General features: G+C 66.7%; 17 protein-coding genes. 1 reads left to right on the top strand and 16 read right to left on the bottom strand.

Features of this window, described 5'->3' with window-relative positions:
- Window positions 1-22: 22 nt before the first annotated feature.
- The 10 genes from QTI45_RS01835 to QTI45_RS01790 all read right to left on the bottom strand — a co-directional run bounded on the left by QTI45_RS01835 (window position 23) and on the right by QTI45_RS01790 (window position 11,000).
- Window positions 23-1,012: a branched-chain amino acid ABC transporter permease gene (locus tag QTI45_RS01835; protein ID WP_286371402.1), complete on the bottom strand. Its 990-nt coding sequence runs from the start codon at window positions 1,010-1,012 to the stop codon at window positions 23-25.
- A 22-nt stretch (window positions 1,013-1,034) separates the two neighbouring features.
- Window positions 1,035-1,910, bottom strand: a complete 876-nt coding sequence (locus tag QTI45_RS01830) for a branched-chain amino acid ABC transporter permease (RefSeq protein ID WP_286371401.1) — start codon at window positions 1,908-1,910, stop codon at window positions 1,035-1,037.
- 38 nt (window positions 1,911-1,948) lie between these two features.
- On the bottom strand, window positions 1,949-3,142 hold the full coding sequence (locus QTI45_RS01825) for an ABC transporter substrate-binding protein (RefSeq protein WP_286371400.1): 1,194 nt from the start codon (window positions 3,140-3,142) through the stop codon (window positions 1,949-1,951).
- Window positions 3,143-3,188: 46 nt separating this feature from the next.
- Window positions 3,189-4,385 (bottom strand): ABC transporter substrate-binding protein, encoded by a 1,197-nt coding sequence (locus tag QTI45_RS01820; protein ID WP_286371399.1) that lies wholly within the window; start codon window positions 4,383-4,385, stop codon window positions 3,189-3,191.
- Window positions 4,386-4,419: 34 nt separating this feature from the next.
- Complete coding sequence (locus QTI45_RS01815; RefSeq protein WP_286371398.1) at window positions 4,420-5,130, bottom strand: ABC transporter ATP-binding protein; 711 nt, start codon at window positions 5,128-5,130, stop codon at window positions 4,420-4,422.
- On the bottom strand, window positions 5,130-5,900 hold the full coding sequence (locus tag QTI45_RS01810; protein WP_286371397.1) for an ABC transporter ATP-binding protein: 771 nt from the start codon (window positions 5,898-5,900) through the stop codon (window positions 5,130-5,132). Before QTI45_RS01810 ends, QTI45_RS01815 begins: the two co-directional genes overlap by 1 nt.
- Window positions 5,901-6,069: 169 nt before the next feature.
- On the bottom strand, window positions 6,070-7,629 hold the full coding sequence (locus tag QTI45_RS01805) for a DHA2 family efflux MFS transporter permease subunit (RefSeq protein WP_286371396.1): 1,560 nt from the start codon (window positions 7,627-7,629) through the stop codon (window positions 6,070-6,072).
- Window positions 7,630-7,646: 17 nt separating this feature from the next.
- On the bottom strand, window positions 7,647-8,954 hold the full coding sequence (locus tag QTI45_RS01800) for an HlyD family secretion protein (protein WP_286371395.1): 1,308 nt from the start codon (window positions 8,952-8,954) through the stop codon (window positions 7,647-7,649).
- A 38-nt stretch (window positions 8,955-8,992) separates the two neighbouring features.
- Window positions 8,993-10,462, bottom strand: coding sequence for an efflux transporter outer membrane subunit (locus QTI45_RS01795; RefSeq protein WP_286371394.1), 1,470 nt, complete (start codon window positions 10,460-10,462; stop codon window positions 8,993-8,995).
- Window positions 10,443-11,000 carry a MarR family winged helix-turn-helix transcriptional regulator gene (locus tag QTI45_RS01790; protein ID WP_286371393.1) on the bottom strand — a complete coding sequence of 186 codons (558 nt, stop codon included), beginning with the start codon at window positions 10,998-11,000 and terminating at the stop codon, window positions 10,443-10,445. Before QTI45_RS01790 ends, QTI45_RS01795 begins: the two co-directional genes overlap by 20 nt.
- Before the next feature lie 79 nt (window positions 11,001-11,079).
- Between QTI45_RS01790 and QTI45_RS01785 the strand changes: the two genes are divergently transcribed.
- Window positions 11,080-12,885 (top strand): ABC transporter transmembrane domain-containing protein, encoded by a 1,806-nt coding sequence (locus tag QTI45_RS01785; protein WP_286371392.1) that lies wholly within the window; start codon window positions 11,080-11,082, stop codon window positions 12,883-12,885.
- 15 nt (window positions 12,886-12,900) lie between these two features.
- Here QTI45_RS01785 and QTI45_RS01780 read toward each other — a convergent pair whose 3' ends face one another.
- The 6 genes from QTI45_RS01780 to nuoL are packed head-to-tail and all read right to left on the bottom strand — an operon-like array spanning window position 12,901 to window position 19,275.
- Window positions 12,901-13,338 (bottom strand): DUF1178 family protein, encoded by a 438-nt coding sequence (locus QTI45_RS01780; RefSeq protein WP_286653326.1) that lies wholly within the window; start codon window positions 13,336-13,338, stop codon window positions 12,901-12,903.
- A gap of 7 nt (window positions 13,339-13,345) precedes the next feature.
- Window positions 13,346-13,936: an NUDIX domain-containing protein gene (locus QTI45_RS01775; RefSeq protein ID WP_286371390.1), complete on the bottom strand. Its 591-nt coding sequence runs from the start codon at window positions 13,934-13,936 to the stop codon at window positions 13,346-13,348.
- Window position 13,937: 1 nt separating this feature from the next.
- On the bottom strand, window positions 13,938-14,252 hold the full coding sequence (locus QTI45_RS01770) for a DUF2818 family protein (RefSeq protein WP_286371389.1): 315 nt from the start codon (window positions 14,250-14,252) through the stop codon (window positions 13,938-13,940).
- Window positions 14,253-14,259: 7 nt separating this feature from the next.
- Window positions 14,260-15,747 (bottom strand): NADH-quinone oxidoreductase subunit NuoN, encoded by a 1,488-nt coding sequence (gene nuoN, locus QTI45_RS01765; protein ID WP_286371388.1) that lies wholly within the window; start codon window positions 15,745-15,747, stop codon window positions 14,260-14,262.
- A 9-nt stretch (window positions 15,748-15,756) separates the two neighbouring features.
- Entirely contained in the window at window positions 15,757-17,232 is a 1,476-nt protein-coding gene (locus QTI45_RS01760; protein ID WP_286371387.1) for an NADH-quinone oxidoreductase subunit M, read from the bottom strand.
- A 24-nt stretch (window positions 17,233-17,256) separates the two neighbouring features.
- On the bottom strand, window positions 17,257-19,275 hold the full coding sequence (nuoL, locus tag QTI45_RS01755; protein ID WP_286371386.1) for an NADH-quinone oxidoreductase subunit L: 2,019 nt from the start codon (window positions 19,273-19,275) through the stop codon (window positions 17,257-17,259).
- Between the last annotated feature and the right edge of the window lie 10 nt (window positions 19,276-19,285).

The raw sequence follows: 19,285 nt of genomic DNA, 5'->3' as shown, positions 1-19,285 counted from the left end.
CGGGCCTGCAGGCAGGCCCTGCCTAGCCCCTGGCGGCGCCGCGCCGCCGATCGATGAAGGCGATGATCTCGCCCATGATCCCGCGGCGGAAGGCCAGCACGCAGATCACGAAGATCAGGCCCGTGACCATGGTCACCGACTCGCCCAGCGTGTTGAACCAGTCGACGGTCGTGATGCGGGCCAGCAGGTGGCCCAGTTCGCCGATCTTGTTCTCGAGCAGCACCACCACGGCCGAGCCGACCAGCGGGCCCGACAAGGTGCCGAGGCCGCCGACCAGCGTCATCAGGATGACCTGGCCCGACGCGCTCCAGTGCACGTCCGACAGCGTCGCGAAGCCCAGCACCAGCGTCTTGAGAGAGCCCGCGAGGCCCGACAGCGCGGCCGAGATCACGAAGGCCAGCAGCTTGAAGCGGCTGACGTCATAGCCCAGCGAGAGCGCGCGCGGCTCGTTCTCCTTGATGCCCTTGAGCACTTGGCCGAAGGGCGAATGGATGGTGCGCACGATCAGCAGGAAGGCGGCGACCACGATCACCAGCGTGACGTAGTACATCGTGAGGTCGCTCTGCAGGTCGACGACGCCGAACAGCTTGCCGCGCGGCACGCCTTGCAGGCCGTCCTCGCCGCCGGTGAACTTGGCCTGCAGCGCGACGAAGAACACCATCTGGGCAAGCGCCAGCGTGATCATCGCGAAGTAGATGCCCTGGCGGCGGATCGCGAGCATCCCGAAGATCCAGCCGAGGAAGGCGCCGGCCGCGGTGCCGGCGATCAGGCCCAGTTCGGGCGTCAGGCCCCAGACCTTCATCGCATGGCCGGCCACATAGGCCGAGCCGCCGAGGAAGGCCGCATGGCCGAAGGACAGCAGGCCGGTATAGCCGAGCAGCAGGTTGAAGGCAGAAGCGAAAAGTGCGAAGCACATCAGCTTCATCACGAACACCGGATAGGCGCCGGCGAAGGGAGCGACGAGCAGCGCGATCAGCAGCAGCGCGTAGACGACAGGGGTGATTTTTCTCATGGCTCTATGCGTTGGGGCCGCGTCATTTCTCTTTGCCGAACAGGCCGGCCGGACGGATGAGCAGCACGATCACCATGATCACGAACACCACGGTCGAGGAAGCCTCGGGATAGAACACCTTGGTCAGGCCTTCGATGACACCGAGCCCGAGCCCGGTCAGGATGGCGCCCATGATCGAGCCCATGCCGCCGATCACCACGACCGCGAAGACGACGATGATGAGGTTCTGCCCCATCAGCGGCGAAACCTGGATCACCGGCGCCGCCAGCACGCCCGCGAAGGCAGCCAGCGCGACGCCGAAGCCGTAGGTCAGCGTGATCATCAGCGGCACGTTGACGCCGAAGGCCTCCACCAGCCGCGGGTTCTCAGTGCCGGCGCGCAGGTAGGCGCCGAGCCGGGTCTTCTCGATCACGAACCAGGTCGCGAAGCAGACCACCAGCGAGGCCACCACCACCCAGGCGCGGTAGTTGGGCAGGATCATGAAGCCCAGATCGGTGGCGCTGGCGAGCGCGTCGGGCGTGTCGTAGGCCAGGCCCGAGACGCCGTAGATCGAACGGAACACGCCTTCGATCAGCAAGGTCAGGCCGAGCGTCAGCAGCAGTCCGTAGAGATGGTCGAGCTTGTAGATCCAGCGCAGCAGCAGGCGCTCGATCAGGATGCCGAACAGCCCCACGATGACCGGCGCCACCGCCAGCATGACCCAGTAGTTGACGTTGAAATAGTTCATCGCCATCCAGGTCAGCACCGCGCCCAGCATGAACAGCGCGCCATGCGCGAAGTTGATGACGTTGAGCAGGCCGAAGATCACTGCGAGCCCGAGGCTCAGGATCGCGTAGAACGACCCGTTGACCAGCCCCAGGAGGAGCTGGCTCAACAAGGCAGGCAGTGATATTTGCATGACGGAAGGGATCGCGATGAAAAGGTCAGGAGGTCAGCTTATTTCCAGATGGCGCACTTGCTCTCGGCCTTGGTCGTGAAGACCTCTTCGCCGGGCAGCTTGGCAACCACCTTGTAGTAGTCCCAGGGCTGGGTCGACTCGCTCGGGGACTTGACCTGCATCAGGTACATGTCGTGCACCATGCGGCCGTCGGCACGGATCGAGCCCTTGGCGTAGAAGTCGTTGATCGGCATCTTCTTGAGCTCGGCCATCACCTTGTCGGCATCGGTGCTCTTGGCTGCCTGCACGGCCTTCAGGTAGGTCGTCGTGGCCGAGTAGTCGGCGGCCTGGATGTCGGTCGGCATGCGCTTGGTCCTGTCGAAGAACTTCTTGCCGAAGGCGCGCGTCTGCTCGTTGAGGTTCCAGTCCCAGCTGGTGGTCAGCAGCAGGCCTTCAGTGTTCTTGAGGCCCAGGCTGTGGATGTCGGTGATGAAGACCAGCAGGCCGGCCATCTTCATGGTCTTCGTGATGCCGAATTCCTTGGCCGCCTTGATCGCGTTGATGGTGTCGCCGCCGGCGTTGGCGAGGCCCAGGATCTGCGCCTTGGAGTTCTGCGCCTGCAGCAGGAAGGACGAGAAGTCGGACGCGTTCAGCGGATGCTTGACGCCGCCGACCACCGTGCCGCCCTTCTCCTTCACGACCTTGGCGGTGTCGCCTTCGAGCGCCGCGCCGAAGGCATAGTCGGCCGTCAGGAAGAACCAGTTCTTGCCGCCGTTCGCGACCACCGCGCCGCCCGTGCCCTTGGCCAGCGCGACGGTGTCGTACGCATAGTGGACCGTGTAGGGGCTGCACTGCTCGTTGGTCAGGGCCGAGGTGCCGGCGCCGTTGACGATGAAGACGCGCTTCTTCTCCTGCGCCACCTTGGCCATCGCCAGGCCGGTGCCCGAGTTGGTGCCGCCGAACAGCATCGTCAGGTTGTCGGTGTCGATCCACTCGCGCGCCTTGGAGGCGGCGATGTCGGCCTTGTTCTGGTGGTCGGCCGTGACCAGTTCGATCGGCAGGCCGTTGACCTTGCCGCCGAAGTCGTCGATGGCCATCTGGATCGCGGTGGCGCCGTTCTTGCCTTCGACGTCGGCGTACAGGCTCGACATGTCGGTGATGAAGCCGATCTTGACCTTCTCCTGTGCTTGGACAGCGCCGGTCGCGAAGGCGACGGCCAGGGAGACAGCAGAAAGCGCGATTGTTTTTTTCATGGTCGGATCGATTGGGTGAGTGAGAGAAAAACGGGGAGTCGGCGCGTCATTTCCAGAGCGCGCACTTGGAGTCGGCCTTGGTCGTGAAGACCTGGTCGCCCGGCAGCGTGGCGTTCACCTTGAGGTAGTCCCAGGGCTGCTTGGAGTCGGCCGGCGACTTCACCTCGACCAGGTACATGTCGTGCACCATGCGGCCGTCGGCGCGGATCACGCCCTTGGCGTAGAAGTCGTTGATCGGCGTCTTCTTGAGCTCGGCCATCACCTTGTCGGAGTCGGTGGTCTTGGCTGCCTGCACCGCCTTCAGGTAGGTCGTCGTGGCCGAGTAGTCGGCCGCCTGGATATCGGTCGGCATGCGCTTGGTCTTGTCGAAGAAGCGCTTGGCGAACTTCCGGGTGTCGTCGTTCAGGTCCCAGTACCAGCTGGTGGTGTGCAGCAGGCCTTCGGTGTTCTTGAGGCCCAGGCTGTGGACATCGCTCAGGAAGATCAGCAGACCCGCCGTCTTCATGGTCTTGCCGATGCCGAATTCCTTCGACGCCTTGATCGAGTTGATGGTGTCGCCGCCGGCGTTGGCCAGGCCCAGGATCTGCGCCTTGGAGTTCTGCGCCTGCAGCAGGAAGGACGAGAAGTCCGAGGCGTTGAGCGGATGGCGCACCGCGCCGACCACCGTGCCGCCCTTGGCCTTGACCACCGCCGTGGTGTCGGCCTCGAGGGCATGGCCGAAGGCGTAGTCGGCGGTCAGGAAGAACCACGACTTGCCGCCGCGATCGACCACCGCTGCGCCGGTGCCCTTGGCGAGCGCCACCGTGTCGTAGGCGTAGTGCACCGTGTACGGGCTGCACTGCTCGTTGGTGAGCGCCGAGGATGCGGCGCCGTTGTTGAAGTAAACGCGCTTCTTTTCCTGCGCCACCTTCGCGGTGGCCAGCGCCGTGCCGGAGTTGGTGCCGCCGAAGATCATGGTCACGCCGTCGGTGTCGATCCACTCGCGCGCCTTCGAGGCCGAGATGTCGGCCTTGTTCTGGTGGTCGGCGGTCAGCAGCTCGATCGGCTGGCCCAGCACCTTGCCGCCGAAGTCGTCGATCGCCATCTGGATGGCGAGCGCGCCGTTCTTGCCTTCGAGGTCGGCGTACAGGCTGGACATGTCGGTGACGAAGCCGATCTTCACCTTTTCCTGCGCCTGCGCTGCGCCCGAGGCGAGCGCCAGGGCCGCGATGGCGAGGGTCAGCGCAGTGAACTGGTTCTTCATGGTTGTCTCCTTCCGATCTGGGGGTTGCAGAAAATCAGACACCGAGCAGTTCGTTGAGCACCGGCATCTTGGCTTCGAGCTCGGAGGCGGCGAACTTCTCGACGATGCGGCCGTGCTCCATCACGTAGAAACGATCGGCCAGCGGTGCGGCGAAGCGGAAGTTCTGCTCCACCATGACCACCGTGTAGCCCTTGCCGCGCAGCGTGTGGATCATCCGGGCCAGCGCCTGCACGATCACCGGCGCCAGGCCTTCGGAGATCTCGTCGAGCAGCAGCAGCCGCGCGCCGGTGCGCAGGATGCGCGCCACCGCCAGCATCTGCTGCTCGCCGCCCGACAGCCGCGTGCCCTGGCTGTTGCGGCGCTCGGCGAGGTTCGGGAACATGGCGTAGATCTCGTCGACCGACATGCCCTTGCCGGCGCCCTTCAGCGGCGGCGGCAGCAGCAGGTTTTCCTCGCACGAGAGGCTGGCGAAGATGCCGCGCTCCTCCGGGCAGTAGCCGATGCCCTGGTGTGCGATGCGGTGGGTCGGCATGTGGATCGTCTCGGTGCCGTTGACCTTGATGCTGCCCTTGCGGGCGCCGGTCAGGCCGAGCACGGCGCGCATGGTGGTCGTTCGGCCGGCGCCGTTGCGGCCCAGCAGGGTGACCACCTCGCCGGGCTGCACCACCATGTCGACGCCGTGCAGCACGTGCGATTCGCCGTACCAGGCCTGCAGGTCCTTGATTTCGAGTGCGGGGACGGCCATCAATGCGCCCCTTGGAGTGCGCCGTCGGTGGTGCCCATGTAGGCCTCCATCACCTGCGGATTCTTCGAGACCTCGGCATAGGGGCCTTCGGCCAGCACGGCGCCGCGCTGCAGCACCGTGATCGTGTCGGCGATGGTCGAGACCACGCTCATGTTGTGCTCCACCATCAGGATCGTGCGGCCGGCCGACACGCGCTTGATCAGTTCGGCGACGCGGTGCACGTCCTCGTGGCCCATGCCCTGCGTCGGTTCGTCGAGCAGCATCAGTTCGGGCTCCATCGCCAGCGTGGTCGCGATCTCGAGGGCGCGCTTGCGGCCGTACGGCAGGTTCACGGTCAGCTCGTCGGCCAGGTCCTCGAGGCCGACTTCGGCCAGCAGCGCCCGCGCGCGCGCATCGAGCGGCTTGAGCGACTTCTCGCTCTTCCAGAAGTGATAGGAGGTGCCGAGTGCGCGCTGCAAGCCGAGCCGCACGTTCTCAAGCAGGGTCAGGTGCGGGAACACCGCGGAGATCTGGAACGAGCGGATGATGCCGCGCCGCGCGATCTGCGCCGGCCGCTCTTTCGTGATGTCCATCCCGTTGAAGAGAATGGTGCCGGAGGTCGGCTCGAGGAACTTCGTGAGCAGGTTGAAGCAGGTGGTCTTGCCCGCACCGTTGGGGCCGATCAGCGCATGGATCGAGCCGCGCACGACCGAGAGATCGACCTTGCTGACCGCGGTAAAACCCTTGAATTCCTTGGTGAGCTGGCGTGTTTCGAGAATGATGTCGCTCATCTCGCGCGGTCACCCGATTGCTGGCAGGAAAGATCAGTCATGCGGTCCATTTATGCGTACTTCGAAACGCGGACCGCATTGTTTGCGGGGGTGGAAAGAATTTCCTACTGGGGCAAATGCCTATGCTGCAATGCAACCTGAACTCGCGCCCAGGTTGCCCGGCCGAAGATCAGTGCGCGCCGGCTGCGGCGTCGGAGGCTCCGGGGCCCTTGGCGGGTTTCGCCAGCCAGACCAGCGGAATCAGGAACAGGAACAGGATCGCCGAGCCGTAGAACACGTCGTTGGAGGCCAGCATGAAGGATTGCTGGTCGACCAGCCGATTGATCTGGCCCAGCACCTGCTCCGGACTGAAGCCGCTGGCGCCGAAGTTCGCGATCGCACTGTTGGCCGCGGTGCTGCCGCTGTTGACCGACTCGACCAGTTGCGCATGGTGCAGGGCGGCCCGGTTCTCCCACAGCGTGGTCGCGGCCGAAGTGCCGATCGCGCCCGCGGTGATGCGCAGGAAATTCGACAGGCCGGAAGCCGCAGGAATGCGATCGGGCGGCAGGCCCGACAAGGTGATGGTCACCAGCGGGATGAAGAAGAAGGCCATCGCCACGCCCTGGATGATGGTCGGGATCATGATCGTCCAGAAGTCGGCCTGGGTGTTGAAGTTGGAGCGCATCCACAGCACCAGCGCGAACACCAGGAACGAGAAGGTCGCGTAGCGGCGCGGGTCGACCTTGCCGACCGTGAGTCCGACGATCGGCGAGAAGATGATCGCCAGCATCCCGACCGGCGCCATGATCATGCCGGCCTGGGTCGCGGTGTAGCCCATGAACTGCTGCAGCCACAGCGGCAGGATCACGACGTTGCCGAAGAACAGGCCGTAGGCCACCGCGGTGGCGAACGCGCCCGACCAGAAGTTGCGCCGCTTGAACAGCGACAGGTCCACCACCGGATGCTTGTCGGTCAGCTCCCAGATCAGGAAGAAGGCGAAGCCGACCAGCGCCACCACGGCCAGTGTCAGGATCACGGCCGAATGGAACCAGTCGAGCTCCTTGCCCTTGTCGAGCATCAGCTGCATCGCGCCGACCCAGATCACCAGCAGCGCCAGCCCGATGCCGTCGATCGGCACCTTGCGCGTCGCGCTCTCCCGCTTGCGGTAGATGGCCCAGGTGATGCCCGCGGCGATCAGGCCGACCGGGATGTTGATGTAGAAGATCCAGGGCCAGGAGATGTTGTCGGTGATCCAGCCGCCGAGCAGCGGCCCCATCACCGGCGCCACCAGCGTGGTCATGGACCACATCGCCATCGCCAGCCCCGCCTTGGCGCGCGGATAGCTCGACAGCAGCAGCGTCTGCGACAGCGGGATCATCGGCCCGGCGACGAAGCCCTGCAACGCCCGGAAGGCGATCAGCGTCGTCATGTTGGGCGCCAGCCCGCAGAGCCACGAGCTGATGATGAACAGCAGCACGCTGGTCATGAACAGGCGTACCTGGCCGAAGCGCTGCGTCAGCCAGCCGGTCAGCGGCACCGCGATGGCGTTGGCCACCGCGAAGCTCGTGATGACCCAGGTGCCCTGCGTCGAGCTGACGCCGAGGTCGCCGGCGATGGCCGGCAGCGAGACGTTGGCGATCGACGTGTCGAGCACGTTCATGAAGGTCGCGGCCGACAGCGCGATCGTGCCCCAGACGCGGGCGGAGCCCTCGAGCGGCTGGATCGGCGTGGGAGCGGTGGCGTTCGACATCGCGCGCGGTCGCCCGATCAGCCCGGATGGGCTGGCGACGCAGCCGGTGCGGCCGGTGCGACGTTCGGGCCTGGCGCCTTGCGCTGCGCGTCACGGCCCAGGTTGGCGGCGATGATGCGCGCGACCTCGGCGTCCGCGCCGCTGTCGAGCTGGCTGTAGACCTGCGTCTGGATCAGCGCGCTGCCGCGCGGTGCATCGGCGAGCGCCTTGCCGTCTTTCTTGGAGACGTCGATCTCGGCGTCCATCGAGAGGCCGACGCGCAGCGGGTTGGCCTTGAGCTGCTCGGCGTCGAGCGCGATGCGCACCGGCACCCGCTGCACCACCTTGATCCAGTTGCCGGTGGCGTTCTGCGCCGGCAGCAGCGCGAAGGCGGCGCCGGTGCCGACGCCGAGGCCGGCCACCCGGCCGTCGTACTCGACCTTCTTGCCGTACAGGTCGGCCGTGAGCTTCACGGGCTGGTCGATGCGGATGTTGCGCAGCTGCACTTCCTTGAAGTTGGCATCGACCCACAGCTGGTTCAGCGGCACGATCGACATCATCGGCGTGCCGGCGGCCACGCGCTGGCCGAGCTGCACGGTGCGCTTGGCCACGTAGCCCTCGACCGGCGCCGGCATCGCCACGCGCTGGGTCGCGAGATAGGCCTCGCGCACCCTGGCCGCGGCGGCCAGCACGCTGGGATGCTGCTCGACGCTGGTGCCTTCGGTCAGCGACTGGTTGCTGGCGAGCTGCTCGCGGGCCGACAGCACGCCTGCCTGCGCCGCGGCCAGCTGGCTCCTGGCGTTGGCGAGCGCGGTCTCGGAGTGGTTCAGTTCTTCCTTCGACACCGCGCCGTTGCCGGCCAGGGCCTGGCGGCGCTTGAGGTCGTCCTGGGCCCGCGCGATGTCGCTCTGCGCGCGCACGATGTCGGCCTGCCGCAGCGTGACCTGGGCCGCCAGCGAACCGTTGTTGACATAGAGCGTGCGCGCCTGGCGCACCGCCTGCGCCAGCGCCGCCTCGGCCTGCTCGAGCGCCACCTTGGCGTCCGAGGGGTCGAGCTGCACCAGCGGCTGGCCGGCCTTCACCAGGTCGGTGTCGTCGGCCATGATCGCCATCACGGTGCCGCCGATCTGCGGCGTGATCTGGATCACGTTGCCCTGCACGTAGGCGTTGTCGGTCGATTCGTAGTGGCTGGCGACCAGCCATTCGTAGGCGGCCCAGCCGGCGCCGGCGAGGACCACGACCGAGGCCAGCGCGGTCAGCGCGCGGCGGCGCTTGCTGCTCGCCGCGGGCGCCTGGGTGACGGGTTCGACAGACGCAGCGGCTTGGGTGTTGTTGCTGTTTTCCATGACAGTGTCTTTCGGATTCGGAGCGATGTTCGGAGGTATCAGGGGTGCCGGGGCGCGGGCTCGGCGGCGGCGTGGTTGGCGTCCGTCGGCTGCCAGCCGCCACCCAGCGCGCGCGCCAGGCCGACCTGGCTCTCGAGCGCACGGCCGGCGAGGTCGACGCCATCGCGGCGCTGCGCCAGCACCGTGACTTCGGCGGTCAGCACGTCCAGGTAGTTGCCGAGGCCGGCGCTGTAGCGCTGCAGGCCGATGTCGTACGCAGCCTCGGCCGCTTCCTGCGCCTCTTTCTGCTGCACCTGCTGGCGCGCCACCGACTGCACGCTCGTCACCTGGTCGGCGACATCGCGCACCGCATCGATGACGGTGGCGTTGTAGCTGTCGATCGCGGCGTCGAGATCGGCCGACTTGCCGCGCAGGTTGGCGCGCAGGCGGCCGCCTTCGAAGATCGGCAGCCGGATCGCGGGACCCACGCCCCACTGCTGGCTGCTCGACTTCAGCAGGTTGTCGAAGCCGATGCTCTGGAAGCCCGCGAAGGCCACCAGGTTGACGTTCGGATAGAACTGCGTCTTCGCGTTGGCGACATCGCTGGTGGCGGCCTCGACGCGCCAGCGGGCGGCGGCGATGTCGGCGCGCCGGCCCAGCAGGTCGGCCGGGATGGTCTGCTGCAAGGCCATCGCCTTGAGATTGGCCAGCCTCGGCGGCGTCAGCGACTGCGTCGCGTTGGGCTTGGCGACCAGGGCGTCGAGCGCATGCCGCGCGATCGCGATCTGCTCGTTGATCGCCTCGATCTGCTGGCGTGCCTCGGGCACGCTGCTTTCGCTCTGCTTCAGCTGCAGGCGCGTGTCGAGACCGGCCGAGACGCGGTCGCGCACCAGCCTGAGCAGCTCTTCGCGCTGCGCCAGTGCGCGCTCGGCGACCACCAGCCGATCGTTCAGCCGCGCCCACTGGACGTAGCCGCGGGCCACGTTGCTGGCCAGCAGCACGCGTGCGGCATCGGCTTCGGCCGCGGCCGAATTGGCGGTGCCCAGCGCGGCCTCGATCGCAGTGCGGTTCTTGCCGAAGAAGTCGATCTCCCAGCCGGCGCTGAACTGCAGCGTGCCGGTTTCCTGGACCGAGCCGCCGAGCGGCGCCGGGTAGATGTAGTTCTCGCTGAACTTCTGCCGCGTGAGGTCGAGCCCGCCGTTGATCTGCGGCTTGTCGGCCGCCTCGGCGCTCATCACCGAGGCCCGGGCGCGCGCAAGACGGGCCTGGGCGACCTGCAGGTTGGGGTTGCCCGCGATGGCCTGGTCGACCAGCGCATCGAGCTGCGGGTCGCCGAAAGCCAGCCACCATTGGCTGTCGAGCGCCGGCGTCGCCGCTGCGGCACCGAGGCCGAGGCTCTCGGCGGTCTGCATCTTCGGGTTCGCGTTGATCGCGCCCATGTCGGCGCATCCCGCGATGGCCAGTGCCAGCACGGCGGCGGCGACAGGCGCGGCACGGCGCAAGGCACGCTCAGGAAGAAGTCGTTTCATCTTTTTTTTCTCCACGGGCCGACAGGGCCTGTGCGTTGTCGAGGATGCGGCGCAGGTAGCCCTTGAGCTGTTCCCACTCCTCATGGCTGAAGCCGGCCAGGTGCTCGTTCTGCACGCGGCTGAGAATCTCGGGCACCTCGCGGGCCGCGGCACGGCCCTCGTCGGTGAGTTCGATGTGGACCACGCGCCGGTCGGCGACCGAGCGCACGCGGCGGCACAGGCCCTTGGCCTCGAGGCGGTCGAGCAGGCGGGTCATGGCGCCGGTGTCGAGCTCGCATTCGCGCGCCAGTTCGGCCACCGTCGTGACCTTGCCCATGTGCAGCTTGTGCAGCGGCACCCACTGCGGGTAGGTCGGACCGCCGGGCTCGCACATGTTGAGCTCGACCGCCTGGGCCACCGCGCTCAGGATGCGGCGCATCATGTAGCCGATGCTCTCCTCGGCGCGATAGTTCTCGGCCTTGTAGAAGGCCTCGACCGCCGGCAGCTGGCTGGGCGCAGCCGGCTCGGGGCGCACTTCGGGGGTCTGGGATTCGGACATACCCGAATATTAGTTGCCTCGGCAATTACTGTCAAGGCTGCCTTTGGTGGGGCAAGCGTTTAGCTAGAATGACCGCGCTATGGCCTCCTCTTCCCCCTCGCCCGCCAAGGGATCGCCGAAATCCTTGTCGGGTCTGGCGCCTTTCCTGCGCCCCTATCGCACGCAGATCGTGCTCGCGATCGTCTTCCTGGTCATGGCGGCGGCGACCACGCTGGTGTTCCCGATCGCCTTGCGCAGCCTGATCGACGGCGGCCTCGTCAGCAACGACAAGGGCGCGCAGACCATGGCGCTGCGCGAGCATTTCGTCGCCCTGTTCGCAGTCGCGGTGGCGCTGGGGCTGTTCTCGGCGGCGCGCTTCTATACGGTCAGCTGGCTCGGCGAGCGCGTCACGGCCGACCTGCGCAACGCGGTCTACGCCCATGTGCTGCGCCAGAGCCCCGAATTCTTCGAGACCACCCAGACCGGAGAGGTGCTGTCGCGCCTGACCGCCGACACCACGCTGGTCCAGACGGTGGTCGGTTCCTCGCTGAGCATGGGGCTGCGCAACGCGGTCATGGGCGTCGGCGCGCTGGCGATCCTGGTCTGGACCAATCCCTACGTGATGGTCCAGGTGCTCGGCATCCTGGTGCTGGTGGTGCTGCCCAGCATGTGGTTCGGCCGCCGGGTGCGCAAGCTCTCGCGCGCCAGCCAGGACCGCGTGGCCGACTCCAGCGCGATCGCGGCCGAGGTGCTGAACGCGATTCCGGTGGTGCAGAGCTACACCGCGGAGGCCCGGGAGTCCGCGCGCTTCGACGCCTCGACCGACAGCGCCTTCCGCACCGCGGTGCGCCGCACGCGGGCGCGCTCGGTGCTGGTGGCCTTCATCATCATCGCCACCTCGGCCGCCTTGCTGTGGGGCCTCTACCAGGGCACGCAGGCGGTGCTGCGCGGCGACATCACGGCCGGCCACCTGGGCCAGACCGTGGTCTACGTGATCATCCTGGCCAGCGCCGCCGCGGTGCTCGGCGAGGTCTACGGCGACCTGCTGCGCGCCGCTGGCGCCACCGAGCGCCTGATGGAGCTGCTGCATGCGCGGCCCGTGATCCTGTCGCCCGAGCAGCCGGCCCAGGCGCCGGTGCCAGCGGCCGGCAGCGCCCTGCGCCTGGAAGGCGTGGGCTTCCACTATCCCTCTCGCCCCGGAACCCCTGCCCTGCGCGATTTCAGTCTCGATGTCGCGCCCGGCGAGACCGTGGCGCTGGTCGGATCGAGCGGCGCCGGCAAGAGCACCGTGTTCCAGCTGCTGCTGCGCTACTACGACCCCCAGTCGGGCCGCATCACGCTCGACGGCACGCCGCTCGCGGCGCTGTCGCTCGAGGCGCTGCGCCAGCGCATCGGCCTGGTGCCCCAGGACGCCGTGATCTTCTCGGCCAGCGCGCTCGAGAACATTCGCTACGGCCGGCCCGACGCCAGCGTCGAAGAGGTCCATGCGGCGGCCCGCGCCGCCTTCGCGGACGGTTTCCTGCGGGCCTTGCCCGAGGGCTACGACACCTTCCTGGGGGAGCGCGGCGTGCGCCTGTCGGGCGGCCAGCGCCAGCGCATCGCGATCGCGCGCGCGATGCTCAAGAACCCGCCGCTGCTGCTGCTCGACGAAGCCACCAGCGCGCTCGACGCCGAGAGCGAGCGGATGGTGCAGGCGGCGCTCGAATCGGCCATGGCGGGACGCACCACGCTGGTCATCGCGCACCGCCTGGCCACCGTGCAGAAAGCCGATCGCATCGTGGTGCTCGACCACGGCGGCATCGTCGAACAGGGAACCCACGCGGCGCTGGTGGCGCAGGACGGGGTGTACGCAAGGCTGGCCGCCCTGCAGTTCGCGGCGCCGCAGGCGGCGGCCGTGGCTGCCTGAGCGGCCGCCCGGCTACTACTGCAGCGTTTCCTTCAACGCCGCCGGCAGCGGCAGCGAAAACACCGGGATGCCCTCGTCGGCCAGGCTCTGCGCCTGTTCGGGCGTGGCCTTGCCGCGGATGCCGCGCTCCTCGGCTTCGCCGTAGTGCATCTTGCGCGCCTCGTCGGCGAAGCGCTCGCCGACGTCCTCGGTCCGGGCCATGACCTCGCGCACCGCGCGCATCCAGCGGGCCTCGGGCGAATCGACGGCCACGGGCTGCGCCGGCTTCTCGGCCGGCGGCTTCGAGCTGCCGAGGTTCAGCCGCGGCGCGGCCAGCAGCTTGGTGATGGCGGTGTCACCGCACATCGGACACTCGACCAGGCCGTCGGCAAGCTGGGTGTCGAATGCGTCCTGCGACGCAAACCACCCCTCGAAACCGTGGCCATGGGCGCACTGGAGGTTGAGGACCTTCATGCCCCGATTATCTGCCGACGGGCGAAGACGCGTCGTGCCAGTCGAGCACCCATGCGCCCGACAGCACGTTTTGCAGCCACAGGGTGCAGGTCAGGGTCTTGGCGTCCGACACCGTGCCGTCGCGGCACCAGGCCATCAGTTCCTCGGGCGTGGCCGCGATCACGTCGAGGAACTCGCCGTGGTCGAGCTGCCGGTCGCCCAGCGTCAGGCCGCGGGCGAAATAGACATGGATGATCTCGGTCGAATAGGCGACCGCCAGGTGCATCGCGCCGGCGCGCGCCCACTCGCGGGCCGTGTAGCCGGTTTCCTCGAGCAGTTCGCGTTGGCCGCACGACAGCGGCTCCTCGCCGGCGTCGAGCTTGCCCGCCGGGAACTCGGTCATCACATGGCCGACCGGGTAGCGGAACTGGCGCTCCAGCACCACGCGGCCGTCGTCGAGCAGCGGCACCACCACGACGGCGCCCGGGTGCACCACGTACTCCCGCGTCGCGCTGTGGCCGTCGGGCAGGCGCACCGTGTCGCGCTTGGCATGCAGGAAGCTGCCCTTGAACAGCAGTTCGCTGGCCGTGAGTTCTTCCTTGAGGTGCTTGTCGGTCATGTCAGTGCCCAGCGTGTCGGTGCTTCATGAGATAGCGCCAGGTGAAGCCGGGAAAGGCGAGCACCACGAAGAGCGCGCCCGTGACCGCATAGAACTCCCAGCCCTGAGATGCGATCTGCCCGACCCGGCGCTCGAACAGCAGTCCGATGCCGCCGGCGGCGAAATAGAGGATCACCAGTTCGCCCAGCCGGATGGCCAGCGACTTGCGGTGCGCCGCGAGCGGCACCAGCGCGAACAGGCGCTCGTTGAGGAAAGGCAGGTTGGCCGCCAGCAGCGCGACGCCCAGCACCATCCAGACCGACGCGCTCTGCGACACGTGGCGCTCAGGTGGCCAGAGTGGCCACGATCGCGTTCGCGCACAGCGTCATGAGGCCGCCAGGCACGATCCCGAGGATCAGGATCAGGGCGCCGTTGAGCGTCAGCACGGTGCGCACGTCGCCCGGTGCCGACACCGTGCTCGCCGTCACCGGGGCGTCGAAGTACATCACCTTGACGACCCGCAGGTAGTAGAAGGCGCCGATCAGCGACATCACGACCGCGAACACCGCGAGGCCGATGTAGATCGCCTGGCCCGAGGCGATCAGCGCCTGCAGCACCGCCAGCTTGGCGTAGAAGCCGACCAGCGGGGGAATCCCGGCCAGGGAGAACATGGCGATCGCCATCACGCCGGCGTACAGCGGGCTGCGCTGGTTGAGGCCGGCGAGATCGGTGATCTCCTCGCTCTCGAAGCCTTCGCGCGCCAGCAGCAGGATGATGCCGAAGCTCGCCAGCGTGGTCAGCACGTAGGTCACGATGTAGAACATCGCGGCGCTGTAGGCGAACTGGGCGTTGTAGGTGTTGCCGTTGACCACGCCCGCCACCAGGCCGAGCAGCATGAAGCCCATCTGCGCGATGGTCGAGTAGGCCAGCATCCGCTTGAGGTTGGTCTGCGCGATGGCCGCCAGGTTGCCCACGAGCAGCGAGGCGATCGCCAGCAGCGCCAGCATCTGCTGCCAGTCGAACGCCAGCGGCAGCAGGCCTTCGACCAGCAGGCGGATGATGATCGCGAAGGCGGCCAGTTCGGGCGCGGCACCGATCATCAGCGTGACCGCGGTCGGCGCGCCCTGGTAGACGTCGGGCACCCACATGTGGAACGGGGCAGCCCCGACCTTGAAGGCCAGGCCGGCGACGATGAAGACCAGGCCGAACACCAGCACCTGGTGGTTCACCTGGCGGCTGGCGATCGCCTTGACCACCTGGTTGATGTCGAGCGAGCCGGTGGCGCCGTACATCATCGACAGGCCGTACAGCAGGAAGCCGCTGGCCATCGCGCCGAGCACGAAGTACTTCATCGCGGCTTCGCTGGCGACCGCGTTGTCGCGGCGCAGCGCCACCAGCGCGTAGCTGGAGAGCGTCAGCAATTCGAGGCCGAGGTAGATCAGCAGGAAGTTGCTGCCCGAGATCATCACGAACATGCCCAGCAGCGAGAACAGGCTGAGCGTGAACATCTCGCCGCCGCGCAGCATGCCGCGGTCGGCCGCATAGGGCCGGCCGTAGACCAGCGTGACCATCAGCGCAAGGGTCGAGAAGCACTTGAGCCAGTTGCCCATCGGGTCGCTGACCACCATGCCGCCGAAGCCGTAGATCGTCTTGCCCAGGGAGGCGTTGAAGCCGGTCAGCACCGCGATGATCGCGAGCGTGAGCAGGGTCAGCACGTAGGTGCCGGTGCGGCGCGGGCTGGTCGAGGCGAGATCGACCAGCGCAATGACGCAGGCCATGATCAGCAATACCACCTCGGGGTAGATCGTCATCCAGCTGAGTTTGTCAATCATCTTTTTCTCTTACGGCAGCTTGGAGATGGACATGTGCTGCAGCAACCCATCCACGGAGGCATTCATCACATCGGTGAAGGGCTTCGGATAGAGGCCCATCCACAGCACCGCCGCAGCGAGCAGTGCCAGCATCAGGAACTCGCGTGCATCGATGTCGGAGAGTTCCTTGACATGGTCGTTGGCGACCGGTCCCAGGTAGACCCGCTTGTACATCCACAGCGTGTAGGCGGCGCCGAAGATCAGTGCCGTGGCGGCACCGAAGCCGAGCCAGAAGTTGGCCTTGACCGCGCCGAGGATCACCATCCATTCGCCGACGAAGCCGGCGGTCGCGGGCAGGCCGCAGTTGGCCATCGCGAACAGCAGCGCGAAGGCGGCGAACTTGGGCATGGTGTTGACCACGCCGCCGTAGTCGGCGATCTGGCGCGAGTGCACGCGGTCGTAGAGCACGCCGATGCACAGGAACATCGCGCCCGAGACGAAACCGTGGGCGATCATCTGGACGATGCCGCCGGCCACGCCGAGTTCGTTGAAGATGAAGAAGCCGAGCGTCACGAAGCCCATGTGGGCGACCGACGAATAGGCCACCAGCTTCTTCATGTCCTGCTGGACCAGCGCCACCAGGCCGACGTAGATCACCGCGATCAGCGACAGCGCGATCATGAGCCAGGCCCATTCGTGCGAGGCATCGGGTGCGATCGGCATCGAGAAGCGCAGGAAGCCGTAGGCGCCGAGCTTCAGCATGATCGCCGCCAGCACCGCGGAACCGCCCGTGGGAGCCTCGACGTGCACGTCCGGCAACCACGTGTGGACCGGCCACATCGGCACCTTGACCGCGAAGGCCGCGAAGAAGGCGAAGAACAGGAAGGTCTGCGCGGTGCCCGACAGCGGCAGCTTGTGCCAGGTCAGGATGTCGAAGCTGCCGCCCGACTGGTTGTACAGGTAGATCAGCGCGACCAGCATCAGGAGCGAGCCGAGCAGCGTGTAGAGGAAGAACTTGAAGGCCGCGTAGATCTTGTTCGGGCCGCCCCAGATGCCGATGATCAGGTACATCGGGATCAGCGTGGCTTCGAAGAAGACGTAGAACAGCAGGCCGTCGAGCGCCGAGAAGGTGCCGATCATGAAGCCCGAGAGGATCAGGAAGGCGCCCATGTACTGGTTCACGCGCTCGGTGATCACCTGCCAGGCCGAGATCACGACGATCACGGTGATGAAGGCGGTCAGCAGCACCAGCCAGAACGAGATGCCGTCCAGGCCGATGTGGTAGCTGATATTGAAGCGCTGGATCCAGGGCGCCTTCTCGACGAACTGCATCGCTGCGGTGCCGTTCTGGAAGCGCGACCAGAGCGGCAGCGTGACCAGGAAGCTCGCGATCGAGCCGACGAGCGCGACCCAGCGGACGCCCCTGGCGTGCTCATCCCGACCGAAGGCCAACAGCACGGCGCCGATGACGATCGGCATCCAGATGGCAAGGCTCAACAAACCCATTTTTGTTTTTCTCCAGAGAGCCGCTTAGCGCTTGAACCAGACGAAGTACGACATCAGGATGAAGATGCCGATCAACATCGAGAAGGCGTAGTGATAGATATAGCCCGACTGCAGCCAGCGCACCGCGCCGGCGATGCGGCCGACCAGCTTCCAGGAGCCGTTGACGATGCCGCCGTCGATGATCCCCTGGTCGCCGCCCTTCCAGAGCCCGGTGCCCAGGGCGCGGGTGGCGCGTGCGATGACGTTCTCGTTGAACCAGTCCATGTAGTACTTGTTCTCGAGCAGGGTGTAGATCGGGCCGAAGGCGCGCTTGATCGCGGCCGGCACTGCCGGATTGATCAGGTACAGGTACCAGGCCACCACCACGCCGGAGAGCGCGAGCCAGAACGGCGCTGCCGTCAGGCCGTGGATGGCCATCGCCACCGGGCCGTGGAAGGCCTCGGCCAGCTCCTTCATGGCTTCGTGCTTGCCGGCGTCGACGAAGATCGCGCCCTTGAAGAAATCGCCGTAGAGCATCGGCCCGATGGTCATGAAGCCGATCACGACCGACGGGATCGCCAGCGCCACCAGCGGCACCCAGACCACCCACGGCGACTCGTGCGGTTCGTGATGGTCGTCGTGGCCGTGGCCATGGTCGTCGTGGTGCGCGTCCGGGTTCTGGTCAAAGCGCTCCTTGCCGTGGAAGACCATGAAATACATGCGGAACGAATACAGGGCGGTGACGAACACGCTCGCCAGCACTGCGAAGTAGGCGAAGCCCGAACCCCACAGGTGGCTCTCGTGCACCGCCTCGATGATGCTGTCCTTCGAATAGAAGCCCGAGAAGAACGGCGTACCGATCAGCGCCAGCGAGCCCACCAGCGAGGTGATCCAGGTGATCGGCATGTACTTGCGCACGTTGCCCATCCAGCGCATGTCCTGGTTGTGGTGCATGCCGATGATCACCGAGCCGGCGCCGAGGAACAGCAGCGCCTTGAAGAAGGCGTGGGTCATCAGGTGGAACACGGCGACCGAGTAGGCCGAGGCGCCGAGCGCCACCGTCATGTAGCCGAGCTGCGACAGCGTGGAATAGGCCACCACGCGCTTGATGTCGTTCTGGATGACGCCCAGGAAGCCCATGAACAGCGCGGTGATGGCGCCGATCACGAGGATGAAGCTCAGTGCGGTGTCGCTCAGCTCGAACAGCGGCGACATGCGCGCCACCATGAAGATGCCGGCCGTGACCATGGTCGCCGCGTGGATCAGCGCCGAGATCGGGGTCGGGCCTTCCATCGAATCGGGCAGCCAGACGTGCAGCGGGAACTGCGCGCTCTTGCCCATCGCGCCGATGAACAGGCAGATGCAGATCACCGTGATCAGCATCCACTCGGTGCCCGGGAACGTGATCTTGGCCAGCGCATCGGCCTTGGCGAAGGCTTCGCCGTAGTTCAGCGTGCCGGCATAGGCGGCGATCAGGCCGATGCCGAGGATGAAGCCGAAGTCGCCCACGCGGTTGACCAGGAAGGCCTTCATGTTGGCGAAGATCGCGGTCGGCCGGTTGTACCAGAAGCCGATCAGCAGGTAGGACACCAGGCCCACCGCCTCCCAGCCGAAGAACAGCTGGAGCATGTTGTTGCTCATGACGAGCATCAGCATCGAGAAGGTGAACAGCGAGATGTAGGCGAAGAAGCGGTTGTAGCCCTCGTCTTCTTCCATGTAGCCGATGGTGTAGATGTGCACCATCAGCGACACGAAGGTCACGACGCACATCATCATCGCGGTCAGGCCGTCGACCAGGAAGCCGACTTCCATGCGCAGGCCGCCGACCATCATCCACTCGTAGATGGTGGCATTGAAATGCGCGCCGTCGCTCACCACGCTCTTGAGCGTCATGGCGGAGATGATGAAGGACACCAGCACGCCGAGGATGGTCAGCGAATGGGTGACGCGGCGGCCGATGTGGTTGCCGCCGAACTTGGTGCCGAACAGGCCGGCGACGACGGCGCCGACCAGCGGCGCCAGCGGAACGGCCAGCAGGGTGGATGCGGAAAGAGTAGCGCTCATGAGTAAACCT

It is taken from the genome of Variovorax saccharolyticus (assembly GCF_030316765.1).
GTDB lineage: Bacteria > Pseudomonadota > Gammaproteobacteria > Burkholderiales > Burkholderiaceae_C > Variovorax > Variovorax saccharolyticus.
Note: the sequence above shows the minus strand (reverse complement) of the source record. Positions and strands in the feature narration are given on the sequence as shown.